This window comes from Desulforamulus aquiferis, from assembly GCF_030577015.1.
GTDB lineage: Bacteria > Bacillota > Desulfotomaculia > Desulfotomaculales > Desulfotomaculaceae > Desulfotomaculum > Desulfotomaculum aquiferis.
In genome coordinates this window covers 1-14,337 of sequence record NZ_JARPTC010000024.1, presented here as the reverse complement: position 1 = coordinate 14,337, position 14,337 = coordinate 1, and the positions used below count along the sequence as shown (strand labels likewise).

Annotated in this window: 11 protein-coding genes and 1 CRISPR repeat array; all 11 genes read left to right on the top strand. The window is 43.2% G+C overall.

Translation table 11 applies throughout. The features are described 5' to 3' along the window. The first annotated feature begins 2 nt into the window (after positions 1-2). A complete protein-coding gene (locus tag P6N53_RS15900; RefSeq protein ID WP_304544928.1) occupies positions 3-3,026 on the top strand; it encodes a CoB--CoM heterodisulfide reductase iron-sulfur subunit A family protein in 3,024 nt (1,007 codons plus the stop codon). A 21-nt stretch (positions 3,027-3,047) separates the two neighbouring features. Beyond that, positions 3,048-3,494, top strand: coding sequence for a hydrogenase iron-sulfur subunit (locus tag P6N53_RS15895; protein WP_304544926.1), 447 nt, complete (start codon positions 3,048-3,050; stop codon positions 3,492-3,494). Between the two features lie 18 nt (positions 3,495-3,512). Continuing rightward, positions 3,513-4,628 (top strand): 4Fe-4S dicluster domain-containing protein, encoded by a 1,116-nt coding sequence (locus P6N53_RS15890; RefSeq protein ID WP_304544924.1) that lies wholly within the window; start codon positions 3,513-3,515, stop codon positions 4,626-4,628. Positions 4,629-4,839: 211 nt separating this feature from the next. Continuing rightward, the gene (gene cas3 / locus P6N53_RS15885) at positions 4,840-7,041 is read left to right on the top strand and encodes a CRISPR-associated helicase Cas3' (RefSeq protein ID WP_304544921.1); all 2,202 of its coding nucleotides are present in this window, start codon (positions 4,840-4,842) and stop codon (positions 7,039-7,041) included. 19 nt (positions 7,042-7,060) lie between these two features. Next, the gene (gene cas5c / locus P6N53_RS15880; RefSeq protein ID WP_304544919.1) at positions 7,061-7,717 is read left to right on the top strand and encodes a type I-C CRISPR-associated protein Cas5c; all 657 of its coding nucleotides are present in this window, start codon (positions 7,061-7,063) and stop codon (positions 7,715-7,717) included. A 3-nt stretch (positions 7,718-7,720) separates the two neighbouring features. After that, positions 7,721-9,520 (top strand): type I-C CRISPR-associated protein Cas8c/Csd1, encoded by a 1,800-nt coding sequence (gene cas8c, locus P6N53_RS15875; protein ID WP_304544917.1) that lies wholly within the window; start codon positions 7,721-7,723, stop codon positions 9,518-9,520. Positions 9,521-9,523: 3 nt separating this feature from the next. Then, entirely contained in the window at positions 9,524-10,390 is an 867-nt protein-coding gene (gene cas7c / locus P6N53_RS15870; protein ID WP_304544915.1) for a type I-C CRISPR-associated protein Cas7/Csd2, read from the top strand. Positions 10,391-10,393: 3 nt separating this feature from the next. After that, entirely contained in the window at positions 10,394-11,092 is a 699-nt protein-coding gene (gene cas4, locus P6N53_RS15865; RefSeq protein WP_304544913.1) for a CRISPR-associated protein Cas4, read from the top strand. After that, positions 11,092-12,123 (top strand): type I-C CRISPR-associated endonuclease Cas1c, encoded by a 1,032-nt coding sequence (gene cas1c / locus P6N53_RS15860; RefSeq protein ID WP_304544911.1) that lies wholly within the window; start codon positions 11,092-11,094, stop codon positions 12,121-12,123. The genes cas4 and cas1c overlap by 1 nt, the downstream gene beginning before the upstream one ends. A gap of 15 nt (positions 12,124-12,138) precedes the next feature. Next, entirely contained in the window at positions 12,139-12,429 is a 291-nt protein-coding gene (gene cas2 / locus P6N53_RS15855; protein ID WP_304544909.1) for a CRISPR-associated endonuclease Cas2, read from the top strand. Between the two features lie 168 nt (positions 12,430-12,597). Next, positions 12,598-13,896: a CRISPR direct-repeat array (repeat unit 32 nt; unit sequence GTCGCCCCTTGCACGGGGGCGTGGATTGAAAC). 115 nt (positions 13,897-14,011) lie between these two features. Next, a partial coding sequence (locus P6N53_RS15850; RefSeq protein ID WP_304544907.1) for a transposase occupies positions 14,012-14,337 on the top strand: 326 nt, incomplete at its 3' end.

The following is a 14,337-nucleotide window of genomic DNA, read 5'->3' as shown; positions in this document are numbered from 1 at the left end:
CTATGACGGATAAAAAGCAAATCGGCGCGGTACTGGTTGTGGGCGGCGGCATCTCCGGGATGCAGTCCGCCCTGGACCTGGCCGAGTCCGGCTACCGGGTTTATCTGGTGGAGAAAAAGCCCGCCATCGGTGGTACCATGGCCCGGCTGGATAAAACCTTTCCCACCAACGACTGTGCCATGTGCACAATGTCCCCCAAGCTGGTTGACGTGGGTCGTCACCTAAATATAGAAATCATTACCGGGGCCGAGCTTATTGGCCTGGAAGGGGAACCAGGCAATTTTAAGGCTAAAGTTTTGCAGCAGGCCCGCTGTGTAAGCCTGGAAAAGTGCATCGGCTGCGGTGCTTGTGCAGAAGAGTGCCCGGTAAAGGTTGATGATGATTTTGATGATGGTTTGGGCAAACGTAAAGCTATCTACAAGCTTTATGCCCAGGCCACACCGAATGCTTATGCTGTTGATAAGGCTAAGTGTTTGAAACTTAAAAACCCTAAGGCCTGCGGTAAGTGCATAAAGGCTTGCCCAGCAGAAGCTATCGATCATTCCATGCCAGATACCACCCTAGAACTTGAGGTTGGAGCTGTGGTACTAAGCCCAGGCTTTGATCCCATGGACGGAGATTTAAGGGGCGAGTTTGGTTGGGGTATCTACCAAAACGTTTTGACCAGCCTCCAGTTTGAGCGGTTACTTTCTGCCAGTGGCCCAACCATGGGACACCTGGCCCGCCCTTCAGATCATGTTGAACCTAAGAAGATTGCCTTTGTCCAGTGTGTTGGTTCAAGGGATGCTGCTAAAGGTAACCACTATTGCTCCGCGGTCTGCTGCATGTATGCTACAAAACATGCCATTATCGCCCAGGAACATGAGCCGGGTTTGGAGACCAAGGTCTTCTACATGGATGTCAGGGCCTATGGTAAGGATTTTGAAAAGTACTATGAGCGGGCCAAAATTCAGCACGGTGTTAAATATCAAAAGGCTATGATTTCCTCAGTGAAGGAAGATCCCAATACTAAAAACCTACTAGTTAAATATCGCAATCCCGACGGAAGTTTTTCTGAAGAAGAATTTGATATGCTTATTCTGTCGGTGGGACTAAAGCCCTCAGCCGGCAATGCTAACCTAGCAAAGGCCTGCAATATCGAGCTGGATAGCTACGGCTTCTGTAAGACTGTAGAGTTTGCGCCGGGTCAGACCACCCGTGACGGTGTATTTGCCGGGGGTGCCTTCTGTGCCCCTAAGGATATTCCAGAAACAGTAGTGGACGCCAGTGCTGCGGCAGCCAATGCCTCCAATTTCCTTAGTGCAGTTCGTGGTAGCATGAGCAAAATTAAGGAATATCCAGAGGAAAGGGATATAAGTCAGGAAGATCCCCGAGTAGGTGTATTTGTCTGCAACTGCGGTATCAACATTGGCAGTGTTGTCAGGGTGCCTGAGGTGGCCGAGTATGCCAAGACAATTCCGGGAGTAGTTTATACCGAGGAGTTTCTCTTTAGCTGCTCCCAGGATAGTATCGAAAAGATTAAAGCTTCCATAAACGAGCATAAGCTGAACAGGGTTGTGGTGGCATCTTGTACACCAAGAACCCACGCTCCATTATTTATGAGTAGCCTTAAAGAGGCGGGCATTAACCAATACCTCTTTGAACAGGCCAACATTAGGGAGCATTCCTCCTGGGTACACAGGGATAACCCCGATGCAGCCACCGAAAAGGCCAAGGATCTTGTAAAAATGGCTGTGGCCAAGGTTAAGCTGCTGAAGCCGGTTTACACCTCCTTTATGGATATAAACCGTCAGGCCCTTGTAATAGGTGGCGGCATAGCTGGTATGACTAATGCCCTTAACTTGGCAGGTCAGGGTTTTAAGGTTTATCTGGTAGAACGCACAGGAAAATTGGGTGGCCAGGCTTTGGATGTCAAGTATACCATGAAAGGTAATAACCCATCAGAACTGGTTGACAAACTCATTGCTGATGTAAACAGCAACCCAAATATAGAACTATATCTTGAATCAACCATCAAGGATGTTGCTGGATACCTGGGTAACTACAAGACAACACTGGCAGTTCCATCAGGTGATAAGAAAATTGAGCACGGTGTAGTTATTGTGGCCACAGGTGCCGAGCCTGCTGAAACTAAAGAATTCCTATATGGCCGGCATGGAGCAGTTCTAACCCAGCGGGAGCTAGAACAAAAACTGGCTGGACCAGGCGTTGGAAACGCCAATAACATTGTCATGATTCAGTGTGTAGGTTCTAGAAATGAGGAAAGACCCTACTGCAGCCGGATTTGTTGTTACAATGCTGTTAAAAATGCCCTTAAGATAAAAGAGCAAAATCCTGGGGCCAACGTATTTATCCTATACCGGGACATCAGAACCTATGGTTTTTACGAAACCTACTATGCTGAAGCCAGAAAACAGGGAGTTGTCTTCGTTAGGTATACCCTGGAAGATCAGCCTGTGGTGGAAGCTAAGGGAGATAAGCTGAAGGTAACTGTAAAGGATCCAATATTGAATAAGACCCTCGAGTTAGATACAGACCTATTGGTCTTAAGTACCGGTATTATTCCGGCACAAGGTACAGATGCTTTAAGCCAGACCTTCAAAGTTTCCCTAAACGCCGACGGTTATTTCCTGGAAGCACATATGAAACTTCGTCCGGTGGACTTTGCCGCCGATGGCTTATATCTATGTGGCTTGGCCCACTCACCCAAGTTAATTGAGGAATCCATTGCCCAGGCTAATGCGGCAGCTGTTAGGGCTGTTACCATGCTGTCTAAGGATAAGCTGGAATCCCTTGGCAACGTGGCCATGGTAAATCCCAAGTGGTGTAAGGGCTGTGGACTTTGCGTAGAGGCCTGCTCCTACGGTGCCAGGGTTATGAATGAATTGACTAACGTAGCTGATGTGCTGGATGTACTTTGCCAGGGCTGTGGTGCCTGTGTGGCTGCCTGCCCCAGCGGTGCTTCCCAGCAAAAGGGTTTTGAAAAACAGCAAATCTTGGCCATGTTGGATGCATGTAACAACTAGGCTGAAAAGGAGGGTAAAGTAATGAGCGTTCCCGAGCAAAAAATTCAAACTGAGTTCGAACCTAAGATTATTGCTATCGTGTGTAACTGGTGTACCTATACCGGTGCGGATTTAGCAGGTACAGCCCGCATCCAATACCCCCCAAACGTTCGAATTATCAGGGTTATGTGTAGTGGAGCGGTAGATCCCCTGTATATGATTAAACCAATTCTAGACGGTGGAGATGCAGTACTAGTTGGTGGCTGACACGAAGGTGACTGCCACTATGGTAGTGGCAATTACAAGGCCCGCAGAAAAGTGGCCATCGCCAGAAACGTGCTCCAACAGTTAGGAATACCAGAGGAGCGGTTATGGTTAAGATTTATCAGTGCTTCCCAGGGTGCATATTTTGGTGAAGTAATTACCGAAATGACGAACAAACTGAAAAATTTAGGACCTAACCCGCTGCGTAAGAACTGGGAAATCTAAGGTGGGAGGCGTTTTAAAATGAAAACTTATACTATAAAAGCAAGTGGCGATACCTTGAGTGCCGTCCAGGGATTTTTAAAATCCCTTATGACTTCCGGTGTGGTGGGTGCCGTTCTGGCCCCCCAGGAAGTAGCAGCAAAAACCAATGTGGTTCCCACCCTGATCAGGGACCCGGAAATGCTTGGTGCTGTTGATCCCTTTGCCCCGGTAAATGGACTAAATGTGGCCAGATTGGTGGCCAATCTTTCTAGAAATCTACCTGAAAAGGTGGCTGTGGTGCTCCGCTCCTGTGAGGTTCGGGCATTATTTGAACTAACTAAGCTACAACAGGCTAAAATGGATAACCTGGTAGTTATCGGGGTTGATTGCAACGGTACCTTTGCTGCCAAGGATTATGCCCAAATGGTAAAAGAAAATAAAATTGACGCCAAGGCATGGGCTGCTAAAGCTGCTGACGGCAGCAACCCCACAGGCATGACCATGCGTCGGGCCTGCGGCATCTGTGCCTACCCCGAGGCCAGCAAAGCCGATATTATTTTAGGCTGGCTGGGCATGGGCGGTAATCTGCTGGTATCAGCCAAGGATGAGCTAGATCTGTCTGGTGTTGCCGGTCTAGATTCTGCAAGCGTGCCGGATACCAGAACAAAAATTATCGATAAAATTGCAGCAGAAAAGGGAACGGCTAAAACTGCTGCCATTGCCGAATTCAAAAAATCCTTTGACAGTATGGACAAACTTGCTGAAGTACTGGCCACCTGTATTAAGTGCCAAAACTGCCGTCAGGCTTGCCCAATCTGCTTCTGCCGTGAATGTGTATCCGCCGGGCCTATCTTTGACCACAACGGCGATAAATACATGGAATATGCCAGAAGGAAGGGTGCCATCGAGCTGCCCACCGACACCACACTATTCCACCTGACCAGGGTAAACCACATGGGTCTGTCCTGCGTTGGCTGTGGCCAATGCGAAAACGCCTGCCCCATGGATATTCCTGTGGGACTCATATTCCAAGCCCTGGCCCAGCCCAACCAGGACCGCTTTGAGTACGAGCCAGGCCGATCCCTGGATGAAGCAATACCCATCACAGTATATAAGGAACATGAGTTGGAAGAACTTAATACTGGTAAGCACTAAGAAGGTAAAACCTGTATGATTAAAAGCTAAGCAGCTTAGTAATTTAATAGAGCCACAAGGAGAGAGATTCTTTATTTAAAATAAAAATCTCTCTTTTTGTTATAAAATATATCTCGAAATATGTCGTTAATTATTCTAAAAAATATGTAGGGAAATGTTACAAGAAGAAAGAAATGGGTAAATTATTTGACATTTTTGAGGGGTGCTTGGTATGAAATTTTATGCCCATTCGGATCTTGAGAAGGGGAAAGAGCAGTGGCATATTTTAAAGGATCATCTTGAAGATACTGGTATGCTGGCTGCAAATTTTGCCCGTTCCTTTGGGGCTGACAATTTTGCATACGTGGCCGGGCTAATGCATGATTTGGGCAAATACTCATTTGAGTTTCAAAAGCGAATTAATGGACAAAACATAAATGTAGATCATTCTACATCCGGGGCGGCGGAGGCCAATAAGAGATACGGACGACTTGCTGTGCCCCTAGCCTATGTTATAGCAGGACATCACTGTGGTCTGCCGGATTGGGGCACCTCGGAAGAGGAGTCTTCCCTAAAGGCAAGGCTAGAGAAAAAGGTCTATGATTATCAGGCCTACTCCCGCGAAATAATCCTTCCCCCACCTAATACATTGAAATTCCCCACCCTTGTACCAATTGTAGGAAAAGGATTTAGTGCACAGTTTTTTATAAGATTCCTTTATTCCTGTATAGTTGATGCAGACTTTTTAGATACAGAACGAGCTTTAAACTCAGAAAAATCTAATCTAAGGGAGAGAAAATACTGTTTAAAGGAATTGTCAAATAAACTTGAGCAATATATTGAGCGCCTTTGCAATGGAGCACAGGATACTTTTGTCAACCGGAAAAGAAAGAACATATTACTTAACTGCAATGAGAAGGCAAATGAATTACCGGGACTTTTTACCCTAACTGTTCCTACCGGTGGGGGTAAAACCTTATCATCCTTAAGCTTTGCCTTAAAACATGCTGTTAAATATGGTAAAGAAAGGGTTATATACGTAATTCCCTATACAAGTATTATTGAACAAAATGCAGCTGTTTTTAGGAAAATATTAGGAGATGAAAACGTCCTGGAGCATCACAGTAATTTTTCTTACCCACAGGATAATTATCGAGAAGAGAGAGCTGAGTCAGCAACTGATATTATGCAAATAATAAAACTCGCTACCGAGAACTGGGATATGCCAATCATTGCTACTACCAATGTGCAATTTTTTGAATCGCTTTTTGCTGCTAGAAGCTCCCGCTGCAGGAAATTACATAATTTAGTAAATAGTGTTATCGTAATTGACGAGGCGCAAATGTTACCAAGTGAGTTTCTAAAACCATGCCTCAGCTCAATTATGGAATTAATAACTAATTATAAATCCACCATTGTATTATGCACTGCCACACAACCGAACATTAGTAAATTAATACCTGAAGGGGTAAAAACCATTGAGATAATCGACGATCCGGCAGAACTTTACCAAGATTTCAAGAGAGTAAGTGTAAAAAACTTGGGTACTATTTCGGATGATGAGCTAGAAGAACAATTAGCTTTACAGGAGCAGGTGTTGTGTATTGTAAATTCTAAGAAACATGCACGTTTGCTTTATGAAAGAATTAATGGTGAGGGGGCGTATCATCTTAGCACCAGGATGTGTCCTGCCCACAGAACTGACATTTTAGAACAAGTAAAGGGGCGGCTTAAAGCAGGAATAACTTGCAGGGTTGTTTCTACCCAATTAATTGAAGCAGGGGTTGACATCGATTTTCCTGTAGTATACCGGAGTATGGCTGGTATTGATTCCATTGCCCAGTCAGCTGGCCGTTGTAATCGGGAAGGTCTGAGACCAGAAGGTAAAGTGTATGTATTTATGCCAGGTGAAAAACATGGTATTCCAAGGGGCTGGCTCAACCGAACCGCTACCCTGGGCAAGAGGATAATTGAAAATCATGAGGACCCTCTTGGATTAGAAGGTGTAAAAGAGTATTTTAGTTCACTGTATGATATTGATGACAGTCAGTTGGATAAAAATAACATACTTAAGGAGATAAGGGAACTAGAAGCCTATTGGAGTTTTCAATTTAGAGCTATTGAAGAAAAGTTTAAATTGATACAGGACAATACTTGTTCAATTATAATCCCCTGGGATGATAACTGTCTAAAAATATTAAAGGATGCTAGAAGTAGTCCTTTTCCCGGTTCGTACCTTAGAAGCTTACAAAGGTATAGTGTTCAAGTGTTTGAAAAGGAATTTATCGAACTAAATGAACTTGGCATATTAGAAAGTATTAACGGCAGGCTATTTGTTTTGAAGGAGGAGATGTTAGAAGGACATTACAGTAAGGAAACGGGCCTTATACCAAAAACCGAGAGTATGTTACTAAATGATACGTTAATTATTTAGTTGAAAGGAGGAAGACATCATGGGTTATGGAATCCGGCTGATGGTTTGGGGAGAGTTTGCTTGTTTTACCAGGCCGGAAATGAAGGTGGAAAGGGTTAGCTATGACGTTATAACCCCTTCTGCTGCCAGGGGCATTTTAGAGGCCATACATTGGAAGCCTGCCTTTAGATGGGTTGTAGACAGAATTCATGTTCTTAATGAAATCAAGTTTGATAATGTGCGTCGAAACGAGGTTAGCAGTAAAATTCCCTCAGGTAATGTTAGAACTGCTATGAAGGGAGAGCCGGTACTGCTTTGCCAATATGCTTCAGAAGACCGCCAGCAAAGGGCAACCTTACTACTGAGAAATGTAGCCTATGTAATAGAGGCTCATTTTGAGATGACCATTAAAGCGGGGTTGGCCGATACGCCTGAGAAGCACTATGCCATCGCCATGAGAAGGGCTAGACAAGGACAGTGCTTTCAACAACCTTACTTTGGGTGTCGGGAATTTGCCGCTAAATTTAGGTTAATAGAAGATGATGAACCAATACCTCACTCCTTTCACAGAGGTGAGAAGGATCTTGGATGGATGTTATTGGATATAGATCATGCTGACGGTATGACCCCGCTTTTCTTTAGGGCAAACATGAAGGACGGTTTAATAGATGTGCCAAAGATAGAAAGCGGGGTGTAGGAATTGATTATTAATGCCCTTTACAATTATTATGACACCCTGCAGTTGGATCCGAATTCCGGTATTAGTCAGCCAGGTTATAGTAAGGCGAAAGTTAGTTATTGTTTACTATTATCTATGGCTGGACAACTTTTAGAGGTTATTGATTTAAGGGTAGACGGACGGAACAAATTGGTACCCAGGGAAATTGAGGTGCCTGAACAAGCAAAAAGAACATCCGGTGTAGCGGCAAATTTCATGTGTGACAATAGTACTTATGTATTAGGATTGGGAGAAAACAGCAAGAAAGAAAAGCAACAACGGATCAAGGAATGTTTTCAGGACTTTTTACAATTGCATGAGAATATTCTCAAAGATGTAACTGACGAACCTGCCAAAGCCCTGTTGCATTTTCTGCGTGGTTGGAATGTTGATTCTGCTCTAAATCATCCAGCTATTAATACACATCTAGAAGGACTAACAGAGGGAAGCAACCTTGTATTTAAAGTAGAGGGTTTTAAAGGATACATTCACGAAAGAGAAGCAGTAAGGGATGCCTGGAGCAGTCATAAAAAATCAAATGAATCAGAAGTTATTATGCAGTGCCTGGTTACCGGCAAAAAAGCAAGAATATCGAGGCTGCACCCCAGCATTAAGGGGGTGACAGGGGCACAATCCAGTGGGGCATCTTTGATTTCCTTTAATCTAGATTCTTTTACCTCTTACGGAAAATCACAAAGCTTTAATGCACCTGTGGCAGAGGACGTTACATTTAAGTATACCACTGCATTGAATTACCTTTTAAACAGTCCCAAGCATAGGATTAGAATTGCTGATGCAACTGTAGTTTTTTGGGCAGAACAATCTACCAATGGTTTAGAGGAAGATATATTAAGTATGCTATTTTTTCCACCATCGGAGTCTAGCCCTGATGAGGATAAAAAACTTCAAAAGGATTCTGAAGTTATTAGGGATCCGCAGACAGTCAGGCTGTTACATGATATTTTTATAAAAATCAAAAATGGACAACCCATTTCCGGTGGTTTAACAGGTATTAATGAAAATACAAAATTTTATATTCTAGGCTTATCTCCAAATGCCAGCCGACTAGCTGTTAGGTTTTGGCATGTGGATAATTTCGGTGTTTTCCTAGAGAGAATAGGCCAGCATTATAAGGATTTAGCTATCGAAAAGAGATTCGATAAGGAACCAGATTATATTTCCACATGGATGCTATTGAAAGAAACAGCACCCTTAAAAGATGTAAAAAGGATTGCTCCGCTTCTAGGGGGCGTTTTAATGCGTTCTATGTTAACTGGCTCTCCTTATCCCAAATCGCTTTTCAACTCGATAATATCAAGAATTAGAGCGGATCAGGAAGTTAATTATATAAGGGCTTCAGTGATTAAAGCATGTCTTGCTAGAGAGCAACGTTACTACAATAAGGGGAGTGGGGTGGATTTTAGTATGTCTTTAAATAAAGAGAACCGTAACATAGGCTATATGTTAGGAAGACTTTTTTCTTTGCTAGAAAAAGCTCAAGAGGATGCTAATCCGGGTATTAACGCTACCATAAGGGACAGATACTTTGGATCTGCTTCGGCTTCACCGGGTTCAGTTTTTCCGATACTGTTAAGACTTGCCCAACATCATATTGCTAAAGCAGAATATGGAAAATTTACTGATAAACGCATAGAAGAAGTTATTTCCTATATTGATAGTTTTCCGGCCCATCTTAATCTGGAAGAACAGGGGCAATTTGTACTTGGCTATTACCAACAGCGTCAAGATTTATTTAAAAAGATAGAGAAAAAGGAGTGTTAATTAATGTCTGAAAACGTTAAAAACAGATACGAATTTGTCTTGTTTTTTGATATTGAAAATGGCAACCCAAACGGTGACCCCGATGCAGGAAATATGCCCCGTATAGATGCTGAAACAGGATTAGGGCTGGTGACTGATGTTTGCCTTAAGAGAAAAATAAGAAACTATGTTGATATAGCAAAAAATCAGGCAGAGGGCTTCGATATTTACGTTCGTGAAGGAGCGGTACTAAATACCCAACATCGAAAAGCCTATTCCTCAGCTGGTATCAAGCCAGAACCAAAAAAACTTCCTAAAAATGAAGATGATGCATCTAGAGTAAAAAACTTTATGTGTAAGAATTTTTACGATATCAGGGCCTTTGGTGCTGTAATGACAACCGAGGTTAATTGCGGACAGGTGCGTGGACCTGTACAAATTAATTTTGCGCGTAGTATAGATCCCATTGTTCAGCAAGAGGTTACCATTACTAGAATGGCAGTAACTTCAGAAAAGGATGCAGAAAAGAAAGACAGAGAAATGGGACGAAAACATATTGTTCCATATGCATTATATAGAGCAGAAGGTTTTGTGTCTGCCAATCTTGCTGAAAAAACCGGCTTCTCTATAGGAGATTTAAATTTGTTGTGGGAGTCACTGCAAAATATGTTCGATCATGATAGATCGGCAGCCAGAGGCAAGATGTCTTCAAGGAATTTGTTTATCTTTGAACATGAGACATTACTAGGCAATTCACCGGCGCATAAATTATTTGACTTAATTAGTGTTACAAGAAAAGATTTAACCAAGCCGCCAAGAGCTTATTCAGATTATCTAGTTACAGTGAATAAGACTAAGTTGCCTGATGGAGTTAAACTGATTGAAAGGTGATATATGGAAAAACAATATGAGGAAGAAGATTTTTTGGCCTTGTCTGGGATCCAACACTTTGCCTATTGCGAAAGACAATGGGGGATTATCCATATAGAAAATCAATGGGTAGAGAATGTGCGCACAGTTGAAGGAAAAATCCTTCATGAAAGGGTAGACGATCCATATTTTTCTGAAACACGAAACAATGTCAAGATTGTAAGGTCGGTACCTATTAAATCCCATACCCTAGGCTTATACGGAGTAGCAGATGTAGTTGAGCTTCATTTAAATTCAGCGGCAGTAGCTGAATTGGCTGAAGAAGAATCACTCATTAGATACAGCATTGTTGAATATAAGAGGGGAAAACCAAAGTCGGATGATAGGGATGAAGTCCAACTATGTGCCCAGGCAATTTGTCTGGAGGAAATGCTCTCCATTAATATAGATTTTGGATATCTATATTATGGTCAGACAAAACACAGACACAGGGTTGAGTTTGACAATTGTCTGAGAAAGCGGGTTAGAGAGCTAACAGAGAAAATGCATAGTCTATACCTAAAGGGAGAAACCCCACAAGCTAAATATAGTAAGCAATGTAAAAACTGCTCTTTGATAAATGTGTGTGTCCCAGAAGTTGCAAAGTACAATAAAAGAACTAATAAATATCTGAAAGGCTTGATTGATGATATAAAAAATGACTGGTCAGGGGAGCCATTGTAATGAGGAAAATGCTAAATGTGCTATATGTAACTAACCCGGAGGCCTATCTGGCTAAAGATGGCGAAAACCTGGTGGTAAGGGTTCAAGAGGAAGAGGTATTTCGTACCCCTATCCATTACCTGGAAGGTATTGTTACCTTTGGATATATGGGTGCTAGTCCGGCCTTTATGGGAATGTGTGTTGAAAAGGGAATAACCATATCCTTTTTAAACCCTTATGGTCGGCATCAGGCAACCTTTCATGGAGCACCAAAAGGAAATGTCCTCCTAAGAAGACAACAATATCGCTTAGCAGACAGTGAAATTGAATCAGCTAAGCTAGCTTCAATGTTTATCCTGGGTAAACTTGCCAACAGTAGAACGGTTCTGAGGCGATATATCAGCGATCATGGGAGTAAATTTCAAACCAGTGAAGTTGAACAGGCATGTAAATTGATTAGTCGTAATGCACTCCGCTTGACTCAAAAGGTATCATTAAATGAAGTTAGAGGTGTTGAAGGAGAATCAGCACAAAAGTACTTCTCTGTATTAAACCAGTTAATCCTTTGCCAAAAAGAACAATTTTATATGGCAGGAAGAAATCGTAGACCACCCCTTGACAATGTAAACGCCTTATTATCATTTTTGTACAGTCTACTTCTTCATGAAACAAGGTCGGCATTGGAAACGGTAGGTCTTGATCCATATGTTGGATTCTTACATCGGGATCGTCCTGGAAGGACCAGCTTGGCCTTAGATCTGATGGAGGAATTTAGACCCTATTTGGCCGACAGATTAGCACTTAGTCTTATCAATAGAAGGCAGGTTACTGGGAATGACTTTATAAAGAAAGAATCAGGTGGAGTTATTATGAAAGAATCTGCTCGAAAAGCTGTAATTGATGCCTGGCAAAAAAGAAAAAGGGAAGAGATAACACACCCTTTTTTGGAAGAGAAAATACATGTCGGACTGCTGCCATATTCCCAAGCCTTGTTACTTGCTAGACATTTAAGGGGAGATCTATATAAATACCCGCCATTTCTCTGGAAATAAAGGAGTTTGAATATCATGATGGTTTTAATAACCTATGACGTAAATACTGAGACTGAAGGAGGTAAGAAAAGATTGCGTCGAGTGGCAAAACAATGTGTAGATCACGGTCAAAGGGTTCAAAATTCAGTATTTGAATGTTTACTTGACCCTGCCCAGTTTGCTGCGTTGAGAAATAAATTAGAAGATATCATTGACAAAGATAAAGATAGTCTCAGATATTATTACCTTGGCAGCAATTGGAAGAGGAAGATTGAACATGTTGGAGCTAAAGGTGTCTTTAACCCTGAAGGAACTATAATTATTTAAAGTGCGAACCATAAGTTAACAAGAAATTCATGGACTATCGCAGGGTACGGTATATGGTAGTTTGAACTGAATGTCTTGAACAAAGCCAATCTTAAATTTGTCTTTGTACCTAGGTTCGCGGAAATCACGTTTTTAAGCCTTTTACGATCAGCTCTAACATTGAGCGCCGTCGCCCCTTGCACGGGGGCGTGGATTGAAACAGCCATTGTCTTAATATTTTTCTTCTGCCAACTACGTCGCCCCTTGCACGGGGGCGTGGATTGAAACTTTTTTTCTGCGGGTTGGGTGCCTATCCGATTGCAGTCGCCCCTTGCACGGGGGCGTGGATTGAAACAATTTTTTGCATGTCTTCTTGGCGCATGTAATAAGGGTCGCCCCTTGCACGGGGGCGTGGATTGAAACGATAATGGTGTTCGTTTATATAAGGTTGGCAAAAAGTCGCCCCTTGCACGGGGGCGTGGATTGAAACTTATTCAGCAGGGCAGGATTAATTACAAAAAATCAGTCGCCCCTTGCACGGGGGCGTGGATTGAAACAAACTCATTCCATGTTAAGTTTAATGCGTCCAACGTCGCCCCTTGCACGGGGGCGTGGATTGAAACTCTATAAACTCTGTAGACCTTAATCGATACTACGTCGCCCCTTGCACGGGGGCGTGGATTGAAACAAAAATGATGCCTTTAACATCGGAGGTAGTTTTTTGTCGCCCCTTGCACGGGGGCGTGGATTGAAACATTGAATGGCACGTGACCTGGTGGGAATCTACCGTCGCCCCTTGCACGGGGGCGTGGATTGAAACATAGAGCCTTTGAAGTGGCGGAAGCCACGCCGAGGTCGCCCCTTGCACGGGGGCGTGGATTGAAACTATTTAATACCGAGATGGTGAGGGCCATCATGGATGTCGCCCCTTGCACGGGGGCGTGGATTGAAACAACTCTGCCCTCATCAAACCACTGGGCCTCACAAATGTCGCCCCTTGCACGGGGGCGTGGATTGAAACTCAATCAGCGACTTAACAACCTTCTTAGTATTTTGTCGCCCCTTGCACGGGGGCGTGGATTGAAACTGATATTGCTACGCAAGTTATTTCGAACGGGTCATGTCGCCCCTTGCACGGGGGCGTGGATTGAAACACGTTTAAGTTTAAATAATGTGCCCCTCTCGTTGCGTCGCCCCTTGCACGGGGGCGTGGATTGAAACACGGTCTGTAGGCATATGCTTAGCCGGAGATTTTACGTCGCCCCTTGCACGGGGGCGTGGATTGAAACCTCTTGATAAAACTCAGGACCATCGTCACCGTCATGTCGCCCCTTGCACGGGGGCGTGGATTGAAACAAACTGAAATCTCTTGTAGACTTTCTGAATAACGTCGCCCCTTGCACGGGGGCGTGGATTGAAACATGAATGTCCATCAACATTTGCCCATACTGTGAATGTCGCCCCTTGCACGGGGGCGTGGATTGAAACCGTTGTATGGTGGCATATATCCAGCTTGACTTGCGTCGCCCCTATTTAGCCCCTAAATGAGATTGGAGTCCTGTCCCACAATAATGTAAAATAATATTGACGGAGGGGATAGGACATGAAAAGTAAAAGATATCCTAAAGAGTTCAAGGATCAAGTAATAAAAGATGCCTTGGAAATCAACGATGTAGGACAAGTAGCTAAACGCTACGAGGTTCACCCCAAAACCCTATACCGTTGGATTAGCGAATCAAAACATAAAGCATGGCAGCAAACAAGCAGTGAGTCCAAGAAAACATCTGTTTATATACCTTCACATAAAGAATATAAACAACTGGAAAAAGAAAATGACAAGCTAAAAAATATCCTTGGTGAAAAAGACCTCGAAATTGCAATCCTGAGGGATTTATTAAAAAAGAAAAACCCCGGCTTTCAGACAGAATA

Bases quoted from the DNA above. Each gene is read 5' to 3' on its own strand.
- P6N53_RS15900 (WP_304544928.1), top strand. From the start codon at position 3: ATGACGGATAAAAAGCAAATCGGCGCGGTACTGGTTGTGGGCGGCGGC.
- P6N53_RS15890 (WP_304544924.1), top strand. From the start codon at position 3,513: ATGAAAACTTATACTATAAAAGCAAGTGGCGATACCTTGAGTGCCGTC.
- cas3 (WP_304544921.1), top strand. From the start codon at position 4,840: ATGAAATTTTATGCCCATTCGGATCTTGAGAAGGGGAAAGAGCAGTGG.
- cas5c (WP_304544919.1), top strand. From the start codon at position 7,061: ATGGGTTATGGAATCCGGCTGATGGTTTGGGGAGAGTTTGCTTGTTTT.
- cas7c (WP_304544915.1), top strand. From the start codon at position 9,524: ATGTCTGAAAACGTTAAAAACAGATACGAATTTGTCTTGTTTTTTGAT.
- cas4 (WP_304544913.1), top strand. From the start codon at position 10,394: ATGGAAAAACAATATGAGGAAGAAGATTTTTTGGCCTTGTCTGGGATC.
- cas1c (WP_304544911.1), top strand. From the start codon at position 11,092: ATGAGGAAAATGCTAAATGTGCTATATGTAACTAACCCGGAGGCCTAT.
- cas2 (WP_304544909.1), top strand. From the start codon at position 12,139: ATGATGGTTTTAATAACCTATGACGTAAATACTGAGACTGAAGGAGGT.